Source organism: Leucobacter sp. L43, assembly GCF_016597785.1.
Taxonomy (GTDB): Bacteria; Actinomycetota; Actinomycetes; order Actinomycetales; family Microbacteriaceae; genus Leucobacter; species Leucobacter alluvii.
The window spans coordinates 1,730,954-1,747,553 of sequence record NZ_JAENJG010000001.1 but is presented as its reverse complement, the minus strand read 5'-3'; the positions used below and the strand labels follow the sequence as shown (position 1 = coordinate 1,747,553).

The window sequence follows — 16,600 nt, the reverse complement described above, 5'->3', positions numbered from 1 at the left end:
TGCGGGACCGCGGCGGCCTAAGCTGGGCGGGTGGTGAAGCAGCTGCCCAGGATCCCTCCGGATCGCGACCTCTCGATCGACGCGGTGCGCGCCCTGTGCCTGCCGATCGTCGTCCTGCTGCACGCGCTGCAGATGGGAATCTCAGGGGATCCGCTCCGCGCGCAGAACGCACTCGCAGATTGGCAGCCGCTCGTCTGGATCACCTGGGTCGGCATGATCATGCCGACGTTCTTCATCGCGGGCGGCTTCGCGGGGATCACGACCTGGCGGCGTCTGCGCGGCCGGGGCGGCACCCCGGGCGACTACCTTCGCATCAGGGCGTTGCGGCTGGCGCGCCCCGTGCTGTCGGCCATGCTCGCAGTGCTCGTGGCCCTCGGCGCGATGCGGCTGTGCGGTGCCGATCCCGATTTTCTCCGCAGCTTCGCCTTCCGTCTCGCAGAGCCGCTCTGGTTCATCGCCGTCTACGCGATCTGCACCGCGTTCGTGCCCGTGATGGCGCGCCTGCACCGTCTCGCCGCATGGCCCACCTACTTCGGTCTCGCCGGTGCGGCCGTCTCGGTCGACCTGCTCAGTCGCTTCGCCGACCTTCCGATCGCGCCGCTGAACTGGGTGCTCGTGTGGCTATTCGTGCAGCAGCTGGGATTCGGCGTGCGGGACGGCTGGTACGCGAAGCGGCCGCGCTGGCTGCTGGTGGCTCTCGCCGTCGCGGCGTACGCCCTGATGGCCGTTGCGGTGTGGGGGCTCGGGTACTCGCCCGACATGCTCGACAACCTGAACCCGCCCACCGTGCTGCTGCTCCTGCTCGGCCTCGCGCAGGTCTACCTCTTCACACTGCTGCAGCCCGCGATCCGCCGTGTCGTGCGACGGCCTCGGGTGCTGATCGTCGCGGGGATGCTCGGCGCCTTCGGCATGACGATCTACCTGTGGCACGTCGTCGCCATGGCGATCGTCGTCGGTGCGCAGATGGCGCTCGGCCTCCCGTTCCCAGAGCCGCTCACGCCCGTGTGGTGGGTGACGCGGATCCCCTGGATACTGGCGATCGCCGGAGTGCTCGCGGTGCTGTGCCCCGCCGTGTCGTCGCTCGAGAGTCGCTGGCCGCGGGAGCGAGAGCGCGACATGCCGGCCTGGGCGGCGCTCACGGCGACCGGCCTGCTCGTCGGGTCGGTGGGATGGGTGCTGACGCAGGGCTATCTCACCGGCGGGACCGCAGGTGCGATCGTGGCGCTCGCCGCGGCGATCGCGTGGCTGACGGCGGGCGGCCCGGCGCGCAGACGACGTGTTTCCGGCACTGCGGACGACACGCCCGGCTTGCGCGCCGTGCGATCCTGACGTAGGCTCGGTCTTTGGCTGTGCGCCGTCCCAGTGCGCAGACCGCGCGAACTGATCGCAGCGAATCGATTCTCGATCTCGCCGCGGGTTCGTGCAGACAAGAAATCTTGGGTGGGGCCGTCCGGTCTCACGGTATGAGAGGAAACATCATGGCAGCAGTGTGCCAGGTGACCGGCGCCGTTCCCGGCTTCGGACACAACATCTCGCACTCGCACCGTCGCACCAAGCGTCGGTTCGATCCGAACATCCAGAAGAAGACCTACTTCGTGCCCTCGCTCGGCCGCAAGGTGACCCTGACCCTCTCGGTCAAGGGCATCAAGATGATCGACGCTCGCGGTATCGAATCGGTAATCGCTGATCTGCAGAAGCGCGGGGTGAAGCTCTAATGGCTAAGGATAAGGACGTACGTCCGATCATCAAGCTCCGTTCGACGGCCGGCACCGGGTTCACCTACGTGACGAAGAAGAACCGTCGCAACACCCCTGACCGTCTCGTGCTGAAGAAGTACGATCCGGTCATCCGCAAGCACGTCGACTTCCGAGAGGAGCGTTAATCATGGCGAAGAAGAGCATGATTGCGAAGAACAAGCAGCGCCAGGTCATCGTTGCGCGTTACGCGGCGAAGCGCCTCGAGCTGAAGAAGGCCCTCGTGGACCCGAACGGCACCGACGAGAGCCGCGAGGCCGCACGCGTCGGCCTGCAGAAGCTGCCCCGCAACGCGTCACCGGTGCGCGTGCGCAGCCGCGACGTCATCGACGGCCGCCCCCGTGGCGTGCTGACGAAGTACGGCGTCTCGCGTGTGCGTTTCCGCGACATGGCGCACCGCGGCGAGCTGCCCGGCATCACCAAGTCGAGCTGGTAACGACTCGTAGCTGGCGCTTGAGCTGAGAATGGCGTGGATCCTTCGGGGTCCACGCCATTTTGCGTTGCCGGCGCCCCGCACCCGAAACGGTCTCCGATCAGCCGCAATACCAGGTCGCAGTGCGTCACTCTGGGGAATCCCCGACCGAAGTTCCGCATCATTCCGCCGAATTGGGGTAGATTCGAACCGATCAATCGATCGGACTCTCCATCCGGAGGGAACCCTGAACCAAGATCTAGGGGCGTGCCCGGTTGCGGCGCATCGCCTTGGAAGGACACAACATGGCACTCAACAAGACCGAGCTTGTCGCGAAGATCGCTGCCGAGACCGGCCAGAGCCAGGCCGCCGTCTCCAGCGTGATCGACGGACTGTTCTCCGCTGTTTCCGAGACCGTCGCTTCGGGCGACAAGGTCTCGATCCCGGGCTGGATCTCCTTCGAGACCGCGACCACCGCTGCTCGCACCGGCCGGAACCCCCGCACCGGCGAGTCCATCGACATCCCCGCTGGCAAGCGCGTCAAGGTGTCGGTCGGCAGCAAGCTCAAGGCTGCTGTCAAGTAACATCGTCTTCCTCGAAGCTCCCGGGCCGCGTTGCGGCTCGGGAGCTTCGTCGTTTCGGGGCCCGTCGGGCGGCGTGGTGAGCCGGACCGCAGGCGACGGGGCATCGATCACGCTCCCACCGCACTACGCGTAGGCTAGTCGGGTGCCCCGTTTCGTCCGCGTTCTCGCCCCCGCTGCGCTGCTCGCGGCGACCCTCCTGGCGCTGTGGCTCGGTCTGAGCATCGGCGGTGCGGCCGCCGAGCGCTCGCTCGCCGACCCGGGTGCGATCGTGCGCGTCGGGCTGCCGCTCACCCGGACGATCGTGAACATCGCGATGGCTGCTCTCATCGGCTCCATCGTGATGTCGGTGTGGGTGTTCGCGAGCGATCGCCCGGAGACGCGTCTCGCGATGGATCTCGCTGCCGGTTCCGCAGCGGTGCTCACTGTCGCGAGTGCCGCGGCCACGCTGTTCACCTACCTCGACGTGTCGAGCCAGCCGCTCTCCGGTGACGCCTCGTTCGGTGCCGGCCTCGCGCAGTTCCTGACGGAGATCGAACTCGGTCAACTCTGGCTGCTCGAGTTGCTGCTCGCGGCGGTGACGACGGTGCTCGCGTTCGCGATTCGCGGCCGCAAGCTGATGCTGATCGTGCTGGTGGCGGCTCTGGCGACCGCGCTTCCACTCGCTCAGCAGGGGCACGCGGCCGGGGCGTCGGGTCACGGTGCGGCGGTGAACGCGCTCCTCGTGCACATCGTCGGCGCCGCGGTGTGGCTCGGCGGTCTGCTCACGCTCATCTTCATCGCGCGCGCGGTCGACCACAGGCGACTCGCCGCGGTCACCGCCCGCTACTCCTCGATCGCGCTGCTCGCCTTCATCGGAGTCGCGGCGTCGGGAGTCGTGAGCGCGTGGTTGCGCGTCGGCACCTGGGACGCTCTGCTCGGCACCGGGTACGGGCAGCTCGTGCTGCTCAAGACGGGATCGCTCGTGGTGCTCGGGGCGTTCGGCGCGATACAGCGCGTACGCCTGATCCCGCGCATCGCTGACTCCGCACGAGGCATGCGCCCGTTCGCCTGGTTCGTGGTCTGCGAGCTCGCCGTCATGGGCGTCGCGAGCGGCATCGCGGGCGCCCTCGGCCGCACCGCGACACCGGTGGCCCTCGAACCGGTGCGCGACCAGCCGGGCGGGATCAGTCCGGCCGAGTGGCTCACCGGTGACCCCCTGCCGCCAGAGCTCACGCCGCTGAGCTATCTCACCGAGTGGAAGTTCGACCTGCTCTGGGTGCTCGTCTGCATCTTCGCAGCGGGCATGTACCTCGCTGCGGTCGTGCGCCTCGCTCGTCGCGGCGATCGCTGGTCGTCGGGCCGCACGACGGCATGGCTCCTCGGCATTCTGCTGCTCGCCTACACGACGAACGGTGCGCTCAACGCGTACGAGCAGTACCTCTTCAGCGTGCACATGCTCGGGCACATGATGTTCGCGATGCTGATCCCGCTCTGCCTCGTTCTCGGCGCTCCCGTCACACTCGCGCTTCGGGCGACGCACAAGCGATCCGACGGCTCCTGGGGCGGTCGCGAATGGATTCTGTGGGCCGTGCAGACGCCCTTCTCGAAGATCGTGACGCACCCCGCCTTCGCCGCCGTCATGTTCTCCGGTTCGCTGTGGGTGTTCTACTTCACGCCGATCGCCCGCTGGGCCGCCGAGGAGCACCTGGGGCACCAGTGGATGATCATCCACTTCCTGATCTCCGGCTACCTCTTCAACCTGTCGATGATCGGCGTCGACCCGGTGCCCTACCGCTTCCCGTATCCCCTGCGCATCGTCACCCTGTTCGCCACGATGGCGTCGCACGCCTTCTTCGGCGTCACGATCATGACGGGCGACGGACTGCTGCTCTCCGACTGGTACGGGGCCATGGGGCGGACGTGGGGCGCTCCTCCCCTCGAGGATCAGTCGACGGGCGGCGGCATCGCCTGGGGCATCGGCGAACTGCCGACCCTCGCGCTGGCCCTGATCGTGGCCGTGCAGTGGTCGCGGAGCGATGAGAAGGAGCAGAAGCGCAAGGATCGCGCGGACGACCGCTCCGGCGGCGCCGAGCTCGAGGCGTACAACGAGATGCTCGCTCAGCAGGCCCGCCGCGACGGGAAGCGCGCGAGCGACCCTCAGCGCCGCTAGCCGCGCGGGCGGAGCGGGGCGGCATGCGGGCCTCCGACGCTTGATAGCCTCATGGTCATGACGCAACACGACGTGCACGGCGCACCGCCCCTCGACGCGACCGGCAGGCAGGAGATGCACGCGCTCACGCGGGAGCGCATGCGGTTCTTTCTGCGGTTCGCGCTGACGGAGGGCGCAGTGCTCGCGATCCTCATCGTGCTCATGTACGCCGCGCGCATCATCGACCCGGATCTCGGCCTGTATCTGCTCATCGGGGTCGCGCTGGTCGGCGGCGTTGTGCTGTCGGTCGTGCTGTCACGTCAGATGAAGCGGCAGCAGGCGATCATCGCAGCGTCGGAGGCGCGTCAGGAAGCGGTGCGGATCGAGGCATCGCGCCAGCCGTAGGCAGCCGCGACGGGGCCCAGCCCGTGTTCAAGCGCCGATCGCGCCGGCTTCGGTGGAGCGCACATCGGCGCGGTGGAAGTTGAGGTGCGAGCGCGACGCCGTCGGGCCCCGCTGGCCGAGGTACCGGGAGAACGTCGCACCAGAACCGTAGGGGCGCTCCGCTGGCGAGGTCAGCTTGAAGAAGCAGAGCTGCCCGATCTTCATGCCGGGCCAGAGCCGGATCGGCAGGGTCGCCACGTTCGAGAGCTCGAGCGTCACGTGGCCCTCGAAACCGGGGTCGATGAAGCCCGCCGTCGAATGCGTGAGCAGGCCGAGCCGCCCGAGCGAGCTCTTGCCCTCGAGGCGCGCCGCGACGTCGTCGGGCAGCGAGACCTGTTCGTACGTCGAACCGAGCACGAATTCGCCCGGGTGCAGGATGAAGCCTTCTTCCGGGTCGACCTCGATCAGGCGCGTCAGCTCCGGCTGCTCCTCGGACGGGTCGATCACCGCGTACTTGTGGTTGTCGAAGAGGCGAAAGTAGCGATCGAGTCGCACGTCGACACTCGAGGGCTGCACCATCGACGGCTCGCTCGGCGAGAGGCCGATGCGTCCTGATTCGAGTTCGGCGTTGATGTCACGATCTGAGAGCAGCACGGGACGATTCTACGGGGTGGCGGTTATCCTCGTCTCGTAACGAGGGAAGGGGAAGTCATGCCGACTCTGCTGCAGGTCGACGGCGCCATCGCCGACAGCGCGTCGCGCACTCGGATGCTCACGAACGCGGTCGCGGAGGCCTGGATCGCCAGGGGGGACGAGTTCGTCGTGGTGCAGCGCGATCTGCATTACGACCAGCCGCCGCACTTGACCGAGCGCTCGCAGCACTGGCCCGTCGAGTTGCGAGGCGGTGAGAGCCTTCGCGCCTCGCGGCAACGGGTGCAGGATCAGCTGATCGCCGAGCTGCTCGACGCGGATGCGCTCGTCGTCGGTGCGCCGATGTACAACTACGCGATGCCCTCGACGCTGAAGGCCTGGGTCGACCTGGTCCATGTGCCAGGGCTCACGTCGTCGTGGGCCGGATCGCCGCGGCCTCTCGAGGGCAGGCCCGCCGTGATCGTCACCGCCCAGGGGGGCCCGCTCGAACCCGAGGTGCAGGATTTCGTGACGGCGCCGCTCGCCCATCTGTTCGGAGCGGGCTTCGGCATGGAGGTGTTCGTGGTGGGCACGAGTCGCACACTCGCTGAGATGCTGCCCGAGCTCGGCCTGGAGTGGGCTGCGGACGATCTTCGGCGCGCGCAAGCGGAGGCGGCCGAGCTCGGCCGCACGATCAGCGCGGGCTGAGGGGTTCGGTGACGGCGAAGAGCAGTTCGCCGATCTGGTGGGGGAGCGCCGCGATGCCGCGCGGGTGCTGCTCGCCCTCGAGTGCGGAGACGCGCGCGGCGCGCTCGCACATGCCGTTGATGATCTCGGTGGTGCGATCGGCGGGGAAGATGAAGCGGCGACCCGCGGCGGCGATGGCCGTCTCGACGAGTTCGGCGAGGCTTGCCGTCGCGCGGTCGAGCAGGGCGAGGTATCCCGGCGCGATGTCGGGATCGCGCATCGCGAGCAGCGCGAATTCGTTCTCGAGAATGATCCAGTGGGCATCGCCCTGCTCCACGGCGATGAATCGCGTGATGTACTCGGCAGCCTGTTCCGCATCGATCTTGCCCTGGAGCCGTTGCAACGCCGGCGTGAGCTCGGCGATCGTCGATTCGACTTCTTCGATGCGTCGATCGAACTCGCGTTCGAGCACCGCGAGGAACAGCTGCTCCTTCGTGGAGAAGTTCGAGTAAAAGGCGCCGCGTGAGAATCCGGCGCGGGCGCAGATCTGCTCGACTGACGCACCCTGCACTCCGGCCTCGGCGAAGACCTCGATGGCGGCGTCGAGCAGGCGGCCGCGCGTCTCTCGTCGCCGTGCGGTCGGCGGATCCTGGTGCGGCTCGTTCGTCATCGCAGCCCCTTCTCGTCTCGGCAGACAGCATGCAGAGCCTAGCCTGAAAGATTCCCGATACATCAGTGTACCCAATCGGATACACTCGTGTATCGAAACGGATGCATTCGTGTATCGATCGCTGAATCGGCGGTCAGGCGCACCGATCCGTTCCCCTCCCGCCCGAGATCGAAAGGCCTCACCCCGCATGTCGACACTGCTGCACGCCATCGGACTCTGGGCGACCCGCGCGAGATGGCTGGTGCTCGCGACCTGGATCGCGATCCTCGCGGTCCTCGGCATCGCCGCCGGCCTGTTCTCGCAGGGGGCGAACGCGCCCATCACGATTCCCGGTACGGAGTCGCAGGAGGCGATCGACACGCTCGGGCGCACATTCCCCGAGGTGAGCGGCACGAGTGCGACGATCATCGTCGTCGCCGCAGACGGCGAGCGGGCGGACCGGCAGCCCTACGAGCAGACCATCGTCGACGCCGTCGACGAACTCGAGCAACTCGACGACGTGAGTGCGGTGACCCACCCGTTCGACGAGCAGGCCGCGGCGGGCCTGAGCGACGACGGGCAGGCGGCGCTCGTCACCGTGCAGATCACCGGCGCGCAGAGCGATGTGTCCGACGCGACGGCCGACGGCATCATCGCCGTAGCCGAACAGCTGCAGGATCGCCTGCCCGCCGACGCGGAAGTCTCGTACGGCGGAGACGTGTTCTCGGTCTCGATCCCCGGCTTCACCGCGACCGAGGCGATCGGCGTCGTCATCGCGTTCGTCGTGCTGCTCTTCACGCTCGGGTCGCTCGTCGCGGCGGGCATGCCGCTCATCATCGCCATCATCGGCGTTGGCGTGACGATCGCGGGTCTGTTCGTCACGACGGCATTCGCCGAGATGACCTCGACGACCCCGATGCTCGCGCTCATGCTCGGGCTGGCGGTCGGCATCGACTACACCCTCTTCATCGTGAGCAGGCATCAGGAGCAACTGAGGTCGGGGCTCGGAGTCACCGAGTCGATCGCCAGGGCGACGGCGACGAGCGGCTCGGCCGTCGTGTTCGCGGGGCTCACCGTGATCATCGCCCTGCTCGGCCTCGCGGTCGCGGGCATTCCGTTCCTCACCGCGCTCGGGGTCGCCGCCGCCGCCGGTGTCGCAGTGGCCGTGCTCATCGGGGTGACGCTCACGCCTGCCGTCCTCGCCATGGCCGGGCTGAAGATCCTTCCGAAACGGCAGCGCGACGCGCTCGCCGCCGGCGCACCGATCGAGTCAGCATCGGCCAGCGCCTCCCGCGGCCCCAGCCGCGCCGACCGCTTCTTCGGCGGATGGGTGCGCGGAGTGACGGCGAAGCCGGTCGCGACGATACTCGCCGTTCTGGTCGTGCTCGGCGTCGCAGCGATTCCGATGACGCAGCTGCGGCTCGCGCTCCCCGGGGCCGAAACACTCGAGGAGACCGACCCGGCTCGCGTCACCTACGAGCTGACCGGGGAGCACTTCGGCGAGGGCGCGAACGGGCCGCTCATCCTCACCGGATCGATCATCACCAGCGATGATCCCGTCGGCCTGATGGAAGACCTGGCCGACGAGGTGCGCGACATTCCCGGCGTGCACGATGTGCCGCTCGCGACCCCGAACCAGAACGCGGATACCGGCATCATCCAGGTCGTCCCGGAGGACGGGCCGCAGGCCGAGAGCACCTCCGAGCTCGTCGCCGAGCTCAGAGCGCACCACGACGAGTGGCTCGACGACTACGGGGTCAGTCTCGCCGTGACGGGATTCACCGCGGTGGGCATCGACGTGTCGAACCTGCTCGGCGAAGCGCTGCTGCCGTTCGGGGTGCTGGTGGTCGGACTCTCGCTGATCCTGCTCGCCATGGTCTTCCGCTCGGTCTGGGTGCCGATCAAGGCGACCCTCGGCTACCTGCTCTCCGTGGGCGCCGCCTTCGGAGCCGTGGTCGCCGTCTTCCAGTGGGGATGGCTCGGCGATGCGCTCAACGTGCACGCCACCGGACCGGTGCTCAGCTTCATGCCGATCATCTTGATGGGGGTGCTCTTCGGGCTCGCAATGGACTACGAAGTGTTCCTCGTCTCGCGCATCCGCGAGGAGTACGTGCACGGCGCAGATGCTCAGACCGCGATCCGGCGCGGCTTCGTCGGCAGCGCGAAAGTGGTGACCGCCGCGGCGCTCATCATGTTCGCGGTGTTCGCGGCCTTCGTGCCCGAGGGCGACCCGAGCATCAAGGTGATCGCGCTCGGGCTCGCGGTCGGCGTCTTCGTCGACGCCTTCATCGTGCGCATGACGCTCGTGCCGGCGGTCTTGGCGCTCCTCGGCGACCGCGCCTGGAGCATGCCGGGCTGGCTGAGCCGCGTGCTGCCGTCGTTCGATGTGGAAGGCGAAGGTCTCGCCCGCGAGATCGTGCACGCTGCATGGCCGGCGGACATGCCACAGGCGCGGATCGCGGCGGACGCGCTCGTCCTGCCCGGCGACGCCGCGAGCACGTCTGGCGGCGCGGATGCGGCGGGTGTCGGAGCGCCGACGATTCGCGTCGGAGTCGGCGAAGCGCTGGTGCTGGACCCGCAGCAGACGGGCCGAGCCGTGCCGATCGCCGAAGCGCTGTCGGGCCGCGGGCCGATCATCGCCGGTACGGCGAAGGTGGCCGGCCTCCTGCTGCCGGAGCGCGCGGCATCCCTGCGCTCGCGCGCGGCCTGGGCGACGCCGGCGACGCTGCGCGAGGCATTGCAGGATCGCCCGGCCGTACTCGTGCTCGACCTGCGCGAGGCGGGGCAGGCCGATGCCTCGTCGGCGGCCGTCGACGGCATGCGTTCGGCGTTCGCAGCGCATGCGGTGTCGGTCGCACGGGGAGTGGCGCCAGAAGTCACGCCGGTCGTGCTCGGCGGCGCCGAGCTCGCGCGGCGGATCCTGCCAGAGGGCACGGAGCTGGTGACGCTCGACCGCACCTCGGCCGCGGCCGCGGCCCGCGTTCCGTCCCCCGTTTCGACTCCGCCCGCTGAAAGCGCGACAGAACGTCCGCTCATCAGCCCCGTGAAACCAGAAGTTGTGTCGCATTTCAGCGACAGCGAAGGGAGCGCACGATGAGCGCCGCGTTGACCCGACTCAAGAGCGACCGACCCGTGCGATGGACGACGATCATCGGCATCATGCTCGTGCCCCTGACGGTGGCCGGCGTGCTGCTGTGGGGGCTCTGGAACCCCACGGAGCGCCTCGAGAATGTGACCGCTGCCGTCGTGAACCTCGACGAGGCCGCCGAGGTCGACGGGCAGACCGTGCCGCTCGGACGGGTGCTCGCGGGCGAGCTGATCGGCGAGCCCGAATCCGATTCGTCGGCCGGCGACGACGGCACCGCGAACTTCACGTGGGTGCTGACCGATGCCGAGGACGCGGCTGAGGGCGTCGCCGATGGCCGGTACGCGACCGTCGTGACGATTCCGAGGACCTTCTCCGCCGATGCGACGTCGCTGTCGGGCGAGCCGGGAGACGCCAGGCAGGCGCGGATCGACGTCACTGAGAGCGATCGGGGACGTCTGATCGATGCAGCGCTGTCTGGCATCGTGACGCAGACCGCGACGCAGGTGCTGAACGAGCAGCTCGGCGAGCAATTCGTCGCCGGCGTCTACGTCGGGTTCAATGAGCTCGGAGACGGAGTGGGCGACGCCGCCGACGGAGCCGATCAGTTGGCGACCGGGGTGTCAGAACTGTCGACGGGCACCGCGCAGCTCGACGAGGGCGCGGTTCAGCTCGCGGACGGCACGCAGCAGCTCGCGGACGGCACGCAGCAGCTCGCGTCCGGCGCCGGAACGTTGGCGAGCGGCTCCGGCGAATTGGCCTCCGGCGTCGGGCAGTACGTCGCCGGCGCTCAGCAGCTGGCCGACGCGTATCCGCAGCTCTCGGCGGGTGCGACCGCCGCGGTGCAGCAGCTCCAGACGCTCATCGGGGCGATGACGCAGCTGCAGGCGGCTTCGGCCGAGCCGTCGGCGCAGCTCGAGCAGGGGCTGACGGCCGCAGGCACCGGCGCCGCTTCGTTCGGCGCGGACATCGAACCGTTGGTGACCGACTGCGTGGTGTCGACGGGCGACGTCGAGTACTGCGAACGGCTGAGTGAGGCGCTCACAGCTCATGCCGGAGCCATTGGCGGGGGGCTTGAGACGGCGAGCGACGGCGCGGCCGGGGTGGCCGAGGCCACGCAGGCGTTGCAGCAGCAACTCGGCGGTGCGACCCCGCCTGGTGTCGACCCGGCGGCGCAGCTCGGCCAGATCACCGCGGGCCTCGCCGACTTCGGTTCCGGATTGCACGAACTGGCCGCGCAGGGCGGGCAGCTCTCGTCCGGCGCGGCACAGCTCGCCGACGGAGCGGCGCAGTTGAGCGCGGGCACCGGGGAGCTCGCCGCGAACGCCCCGCAGCTGGCTGACGGGGCGTCGCAGCTCGCGGACGGCACTTCGGAGCTCGTCGAGGGCACCGCGCAACTCGAAGACGGAGCCGGCGAGCTCGCGACGGGGCTGCAGGCCGCGGTCGACAACGTGCCCGTCACCACCGACGCGGAGCGCGAGCAGCTCTCACGCGCCGCGGCGACGCCGGTGCTGGCCGACGGCGCGAGCGACGAACTGTTCACCGCATCGGGCGTGCCGCTCTTCGCTGGCATCGCGCTCTGGGCGGGAGCCCTGGCCGCGTTCCTCGTGCTGTCACCGCTCTGGCGACGTGCGCGCGACGCGGCCCGCGGAGTCGGGTACATCACGCTGCGGAGCGCGGTTCCGGCGATCGCGCTCGGCGCGATCCAGGGGGCCGCCGCCGGGGTGGCGATGCCGATCGCACTCGGGTACGACTTCGGTCAGGGGGCGCGGTTCTTCGGGTTCGCGCTGCTCGCGGGGATCGCATTCACGCTGCTCGTGCAGGGACTCTCCGCGCTGCTCGGCGGCCTCGGCCGGTTCCTCGCCTTCGTGCTGCTGGTCGTCGCCTTCGCGGTCGGTATCGTCTCGACGGTTCCGGGTGCGCTCGCCGCAGTGGGCGATGTCAGCCCGCTGGGGGCGGGACTCGACGGCTTCCAGTCGATCGCCACGGGTGCAGGATCAGCCGGGAGCGCGGCGTTGCTGCTGGTGCTGTGGGCGGTGGCCGGCCTCGTGCTCACCGGGCTCGCCGTCGTGCGAGCTCGCCGCTCTGCGGCGCGGTAGCGGGAGCGGGGCCGTGCCCGTTCCCGCTACCGCGAGCCCGAGGCGCCCGCCGAGCGTGACAGGCCCGCGGCTCGCGACCGCGCGCCCGCGAGCGCCGCGAGGACGCAGACGCCCGCCACCAGGGCCACCGGCATCCACGCCGCCCCGAAGAGCAGCACGCCGGCGGTGGCCGTTCCCGCGGAACCGGCGGCGATCTTCAGTGCGCCGACCCAGATGAAGACCTGACCGCGGGCCTCGGCGGGTGCGTACTCGCTGCGCGCAGCGAGCGTCGCAGCGAAGAACAGTGCGTTCGCGATTCCCGCCGCCCCGCAGGCGACGAGCGCTGCGACGAAGCTCGGCATCGCGGCCACGACGGCCAAGGCGGCGGCGACGACGAAGCACAGCATGACGACGAGTCGATCGGCGTCGCCCGGGAGCGGTTTCACCATGAGCAGCGCCGACCCGATCAGGTTGCCGACGCCGTAGCCCGCGACCAGCGTTCCGGCCAGAGCGGCGCCGCCGAACTGCGGAGCGATCGCCACGGCGTAGATCGGCAGCACCGCGACGGAGAACGCGACCGTGACGGTCAGCGCGAGCGTGCGCCGCAGCGGGCCGGAGCCCCAGATCTGCCGGAAGGTCTGCAGCGGCGAGGGCACTGCAGACGCATCGGTGACGGGAGGCTGACGGGGGAGTGCCAGCACCGCTGCCGCCCCGGTGATCGCGGCCGCGGCGAGTACGAGGGCCGCCGTCAGCGGCCCGGGTCCGGCGGCGATCCATGCCACCGCGGCGGGGCCGAGCGTGCCGCTGATGCCGTAACTCGCGACGTCCCAGCTCTGCGCTCGCCGCTGGTGCTGCCGTGACGGCCCGGCGATCGCCGGAAGCCTGCTGCTGATGCCGCCGGTGAGCATCGGGCCGAACAGGCCGGAGACGAACAGGAGGACGGCGGGCAGAGCCGCCCAGGTGTGGGGCAGGAGGAGCGCGGCGACGCCGAGAAGCGCACCGTGCACCACGGCGGAGACGGCGATGACGACGCGCCCGTCTCGGGCGGTGTCGAGCCGCCGGGAGATGAACGGGCCGAGCAGATGGGGCGCGGTGATCGACGCGCCCAACAGGCCGGACACCCATGCTGGCAGACCGGTGTACTGCGCGAGCAGCACGATCGCGACGACCGCGCCGCCGTCGGCGCTGCGCACGAGCGTCGCGGCGAAGACGTATCGCGCGAGGCCGCCGCTCCGCCGGGTGGCGCCGGAGGCGGCGGGCGCCTCAGCCGCCGAGGCCGAGCTCATCTGAGACTCGCGCAACCTCTGCGCGCTGCGCTGCGGTCAGGCCGAGGATCGGCAACGGGAGCGATCGCGGTGCGACGAGTCCGAGCAGTTCGGCGATTGCGGCGGTGACGCGCAGGCTTCCGCCCATCGTGCTGAAGAGATTCCAGAGCGGTTGCAGTTCCGCTGATGCCTGGAGCGCCGCGTCGCGACCTCCCGACTGCGCCGCGCGGGCGATGCGCAGGGCGACCTCTGGGAGGGTGCCTGCGATCACCGAGTACCAGGCGTCGCACCCCGCGGTGAGACCCGCGGCGGCGGATGCGTCGCCCGAGATGCCGACCGTCACGTGGTCGGGGAGCACCGCACGAATCTGGGCCATGCGATCCGACGCTGCGGCATCGCCCTCCGGGAGGGCGGGAATCTTGACCGAAGCGATGCCGGGCAGTTGCGCGATGCGGCCGTAGAGCTCGGTGGTGAAGGTGAAATGCGTCGTGCCGGGATTGTCGTAGACGATCACGGGGAGCTCCGTCGCGTCGGCGACGGTCGCGAAGAGCTCGAAGACGTCATCGGGGGTCAGCGGCTGATAGGTCATCGGCGCGAGCAGCACCCCGGAGGCGCCAGCGGCCTCGGCGCTCCGCACGTTCTCGAGCACGTGGGAGGTGCGCAGCGCCCCGACTCCGACGTGCACGGGCGTCGCACCCGCGTGGGCCACGGCGAGGCGGGCCACCCGGGAGCGCTCTTCCAGGCTGAGGTAGGCGTACGAGCCGGTTGAACCGAGTGCCGTGATCGAGTCGACCCCGGAGGCGGCGAGTCGTTCGATCAGCCCCGCGTACGCGGCCGCGTCGACCGCATCGTCGACGAAGGGGGTGAGGGGAAACGCGCTGAGACCGGTGAACACGGGTGGACTCCATTCCTGGGGGCGCGCGCCGGGGCGACGCGGATGGCTTGTGGACTATCGTGCCGCGTGAACTGGTTGTACCGTTACTCCAGAAACGTTCGACTTCAGTAGACCAGAAAGGCAGTGATGCGGCATCGGATCCCGGTAGACCTCGTTCTCGACACGGGGGTGCCGCCCGGGGTGACCGCGAGGGAGCACCTGGTGACCCAGCTGCGCGACGTCGTGCTCGCCGGGCAGATCGCGGCAGGCGCCCAGCTCCCGTCCTCGCGATCGCTCGCGGCTGCGACCGGATACTCCCGGGGCACCGTCATCGCCGCGTTCGAGGAGCTCATCGGCGAGGGGTACTTCCAATCCATACCGGGATCGGGCACCTTCGTCGCTGCCGACCTGAGCACCGGCTCCGTGCGCCGGGCCGTGCCGGAACGGGCGCGAGCGGACCGCGGACTCGCCGCGCCTTCCACGTCGAGCGGTGCGACCTCCCCTCACACGCAGAACCTCTCGCCGGGAAGCCCATCGACGCGCTTCAGCAGCACTCGGGAGTGGCAGACCGCCTGGCGCCGGGCACTCCGGCGCGAGCTCCCCTCGGTGCCGCCGCCGCCCGCGGGTGACGAGCGCCTGCGAGAACTCATCGCCGATCACCTCCTGCAGGCCCGCGGGGTGCAGTGCGGGCGAGACGACGTGCTGCTCACCGCCGGCACGAATGACGGGATCGGGCTGCTGATGCACGGGCTCAGCGCTGAGGGCCCCGTCGGCGCGCGGATCGCGACCGAGGAACCCGGGTATCCGGCATCGCGCCGGGTGATCCGGAGACTCGGCGGGCAATCGATCGCCATTCCGGTGCGCGACGGCGGGATGGACGTCGAGGAGCTGCGCTCGCGGGGCGGGCGGTTCGCGGGGGCGCTGCTCACTCCGAGCCATCAGTATCCGCTCGGCGGGCGCATGCCGGTCGCCGCCCGGCTCGCCATTCTCGACTGGGCGCGCGACCAGGACGCCCTGGTGATCGAGGACGACTACGACAGCGAGTTCCGGCACGGCGCCCCGGCGCTGCCGGCGATCGCATCGCTCGACGACGAGCGCCGCGTCGCGCTGGTCGGCAGCTACTCGAAGACGCTCTCGCCCTGGCTGCGGTGCGGCTACGTCGTCGTGACGAATCCGGAGATCCGCGAGCGAGCGATGGCGGCGCGCGCCGACCTCGGGCTTCCGCTCTCGGGAACGGTGCAGCATGCGCTCGCGGAGTTCTTGGAGAGCGGCGGCCTCCGCAGGCATCTCGCTCGGGTCGGACGCGAATACGCGCATCGGCGCACGCTCGTCATCGCCGCGTTCGACGGGGTGCCTGGGGTCGCCGTGCACGCGGTCGAAGCGGGCCTGCACGCGACGCTGACATGGGAGCCCGGCCCGTCAGCCACTGCGGCGGCGCGCGGTCTCGCGGCACGAGGGGTGACCGTGGCGCCGCTGCACACCTACTACGACGCGCCAGCGAACGCGCCCCATGGCCTCGTGCTCGGCTACGGAGCGTCGACCGATGTGCAGCTGCACGATGCCCTGCGGCACATCACCGACGTGCTCGTCGGGCCGGGGAGCGCGACCACGGCCGACGATCAGGGCTGCAGGTCCGTGCGGGCGTGATCCGGCATCGGCTTGATGAGGTTGCTCATGCGCATGGTGCAGCAGCGGCGGCCGGCCTCGTCGGTGACGACGATCTCGTGCACGGCGAGACTGCCGCCCAGGTGCACCGGCGTGCAGACGGCGGTCACGAAGCCTTCGGTCGCCGACCGGGTATGGGTCGCATTGATGTCGACGCCCACCGCGAGGCGGCCGGGGCCGGCATGCAGATTGGCGGCGAGCGATCCGAGCGTCTCGCCGAGCACCACGTAGGCGCCGCCGTGCAAGAACCCGACGGTCTGGCGGTTGCCCCGCACCGGCATGCGGCCGACCGTGCGCTCGACGGCGAACTCGAGGAACTCGATCCCCATCGCCTCGGCGAGTTCGCCGGCCCCGTTCGCGGCCACCCAGTTCTCGTCGGCGGCCGGGGCGCCTCGATCGGCGGCG

The 16,600-nt window shown here is 70.0% G+C and carries 16 protein-coding genes; 11 read left to right on the top strand and 5 right to left on the bottom strand.

Annotated elements, in window-relative coordinates; translation table 11 throughout:
* Window positions 1-30: 30 nt before the first annotated feature.
* The 7 genes from JE033_RS08135 (at window position 31) to JE033_RS08105 (ending at window position 5,283) form a co-directional block, all read left to right on the top strand.
* Window positions 31-1,329: an acyltransferase gene (locus JE033_RS08135; RefSeq protein ID WP_200330688.1), complete on the top strand. Its 1,299-nt coding sequence runs from the start codon at window positions 31-33 to the stop codon at window positions 1,327-1,329.
* Window positions 1,330-1,478: 149 nt separating this feature from the next.
* Window positions 1,479-1,715 (top strand): 50S ribosomal protein L28, encoded by a 237-nt coding sequence (gene rpmB / locus JE033_RS08130; RefSeq protein ID WP_090145908.1) that lies wholly within the window; start codon window positions 1,479-1,481, stop codon window positions 1,713-1,715.
* Window positions 1,715-1,882, top strand: coding sequence for a 50S ribosomal protein L33 (gene rpmG, locus JE033_RS08125; protein WP_010155688.1), 168 nt, complete (start codon window positions 1,715-1,717; stop codon window positions 1,880-1,882). The genes rpmB and rpmG overlap by 1 nt, the downstream gene beginning before the upstream one ends.
* Before the next feature lie 2 nt (window positions 1,883-1,884).
* The gene (gene rpsN, locus JE033_RS08120; RefSeq protein WP_090145910.1) at window positions 1,885-2,190 is read left to right on the top strand and encodes a 30S ribosomal protein S14; all 306 of its coding nucleotides are present in this window, start codon (window positions 1,885-1,887) and stop codon (window positions 2,188-2,190) included.
* Window positions 2,191-2,471: 281 nt separating this feature from the next.
* Complete coding sequence (locus tag JE033_RS08115) at window positions 2,472-2,750, top strand: HU family DNA-binding protein (protein ID WP_090145911.1); 279 nt, start codon at window positions 2,472-2,474, stop codon at window positions 2,748-2,750.
* A gap of 142 nt (window positions 2,751-2,892) precedes the next feature.
* Window positions 2,893-4,899, top strand: coding sequence for a bifunctional copper resistance protein CopD/cytochrome c oxidase assembly protein (locus JE033_RS08110; RefSeq protein WP_200330671.1), 2,007 nt, complete (start codon window positions 2,893-2,895; stop codon window positions 4,897-4,899).
* Window positions 4,900-4,956: 57 nt separating this feature from the next.
* A complete protein-coding gene (locus JE033_RS08105; protein WP_200330669.1) occupies window positions 4,957-5,283 on the top strand; it encodes a hypothetical protein in 327 nt (108 codons plus the stop codon).
* A gap of 27 nt (window positions 5,284-5,310) precedes the next feature.
* Here JE033_RS08105 and dcd read toward each other — a convergent pair whose 3' ends face one another.
* The gene (gene dcd, locus JE033_RS08100) at window positions 5,311-5,916 is read right to left on the bottom strand and encodes a dCTP deaminase (protein ID WP_200330667.1); all 606 of its coding nucleotides are present in this window, start codon (window positions 5,914-5,916) and stop codon (window positions 5,311-5,313) included.
* Window positions 5,917-5,973: 57 nt separating this feature from the next.
* On the opposite strand from dcd, the gene JE033_RS08095 reads away from it, so the two are divergent.
* The gene (locus JE033_RS08095) at window positions 5,974-6,600 is read left to right on the top strand and encodes an FMN-dependent NADH-azoreductase (protein WP_200330665.1); all 627 of its coding nucleotides are present in this window, start codon (window positions 5,974-5,976) and stop codon (window positions 6,598-6,600) included.
* Here JE033_RS08095 and JE033_RS08090 read toward each other — a convergent pair.
* Window positions 6,587-7,249: a TetR/AcrR family transcriptional regulator gene (locus tag JE033_RS08090; RefSeq protein ID WP_200330662.1), complete on the bottom strand. Its 663-nt coding sequence runs from the start codon at window positions 7,247-7,249 to the stop codon at window positions 6,587-6,589. The genes JE033_RS08095 and JE033_RS08090 overlap by 14 nt on opposite strands.
* Window positions 7,250-7,436: 187 nt before the next feature.
* Here JE033_RS08090 and JE033_RS08085 point away from each other — a divergent pair, with 187 nt between their 5' ends.
* Entirely contained in the window at window positions 7,437-10,325 is a 2,889-nt protein-coding gene (locus JE033_RS08085) for an MMPL family transporter (RefSeq protein WP_200330660.1), read from the top strand.
* Window positions 10,322-12,412, top strand: coding sequence for a YhgE/Pip domain-containing protein (locus tag JE033_RS08080; RefSeq protein WP_200330658.1), 2,091 nt, complete (start codon window positions 10,322-10,324; stop codon window positions 12,410-12,412). Before JE033_RS08085 ends, JE033_RS08080 begins: the two co-directional genes overlap by 4 nt.
* Before the next feature lie 26 nt (window positions 12,413-12,438).
* Here JE033_RS08080 and JE033_RS08075 read toward each other — a convergent pair whose 3' ends face one another.
* Window positions 12,439-13,677 carry an MFS transporter gene (locus tag JE033_RS08075; RefSeq protein WP_200330656.1) on the bottom strand — a complete coding sequence of 413 codons (1,239 nt, stop codon included), beginning with the start codon at window positions 13,675-13,677 and terminating at the stop codon, window positions 12,439-12,441.
* Window positions 13,655-14,551: a dihydrodipicolinate synthase family protein gene (locus JE033_RS08070; protein ID WP_200330654.1), complete on the bottom strand. Its 897-nt coding sequence runs from the start codon at window positions 14,549-14,551 to the stop codon at window positions 13,655-13,657. The genes JE033_RS08075 and JE033_RS08070 overlap by 23 nt, the downstream gene beginning before the upstream one ends.
* 126 nt (window positions 14,552-14,677) lie before the next feature.
* Here JE033_RS08070 and JE033_RS08065 point away from each other — a divergent pair, with 126 nt between their 5' ends.
* Window positions 14,678-16,177, top strand: a complete 1,500-nt coding sequence (locus JE033_RS08065) for a PLP-dependent aminotransferase family protein (protein WP_200330652.1) — start codon at window positions 14,678-14,680, stop codon at window positions 16,175-16,177.
* Here JE033_RS08065 and JE033_RS08060 read toward each other — a convergent pair.
* A complete protein-coding gene (locus JE033_RS08060) occupies window positions 16,150-16,524 on the bottom strand; it encodes a PaaI family thioesterase (protein WP_090147295.1) in 375 nt (124 codons plus the stop codon). The genes JE033_RS08065 and JE033_RS08060 overlap by 28 nt on opposite strands.
* Between the last annotated feature and the right edge of the window lie 76 nt (window positions 16,525-16,600).

Bases quoted from the DNA above. Each gene is read 5' to 3' on its own strand.
- rpmB (WP_090145908.1), top strand. From the start codon at position 1,479: ATGGCAGCAGTGTGCCAGGTGACCGGCGCCGTTCCCGGCTTCGGACAC.
- rpmG (WP_010155688.1), top strand. From the start codon at position 1,715: ATGGCTAAGGATAAGGACGTACGTCCGATCATCAAGCTCCGTTCGACG.
- rpsN (WP_090145910.1), top strand. From the start codon at position 1,885: ATGGCGAAGAAGAGCATGATTGCGAAGAACAAGCAGCGCCAGGTCATC.
- JE033_RS08115 (WP_090145911.1), top strand. From the start codon at position 2,472: ATGGCACTCAACAAGACCGAGCTTGTCGCGAAGATCGCTGCCGAGACC.
- JE033_RS08105 (WP_200330669.1), top strand. From the start codon at position 4,957: ATGACGCAACACGACGTGCACGGCGCACCGCCCCTCGACGCGACCGGC.
- JE033_RS08095 (WP_200330665.1), top strand. From the start codon at position 5,974: ATGCCGACTCTGCTGCAGGTCGACGGCGCCATCGCCGACAGCGCGTCG.
- JE033_RS08090 (WP_200330662.1), bottom strand. From the start codon at position 7,249: ATGACGAACGAGCCGCACCAGGATCCGCCGACCGCACGGCGACGAGAG.
- JE033_RS08085 (WP_200330660.1), top strand. From the start codon at position 7,437: ATGTCGACACTGCTGCACGCCATCGGACTCTGGGCGACCCGCGCGAGA.
- JE033_RS08080 (WP_200330658.1), top strand. From the start codon at position 10,322: ATGAGCGCCGCGTTGACCCGACTCAAGAGCGACCGACCCGTGCGATGG.
- JE033_RS08075 (WP_200330656.1), bottom strand. From the start codon at position 13,677: ATGAGCTCGGCCTCGGCGGCTGAGGCGCCCGCCGCCTCCGGCGCCACC.
- JE033_RS08065 (WP_200330652.1), top strand. From the start codon at position 14,678: ATGCGGCATCGGATCCCGGTAGACCTCGTTCTCGACACGGGGGTGCCG.
- JE033_RS08060 (WP_090147295.1), bottom strand. From the start codon at position 16,524: ATGGGGATCGAGTTCCTCGAGTTCGCCGTCGAGCGCACGGTCGGCCGC.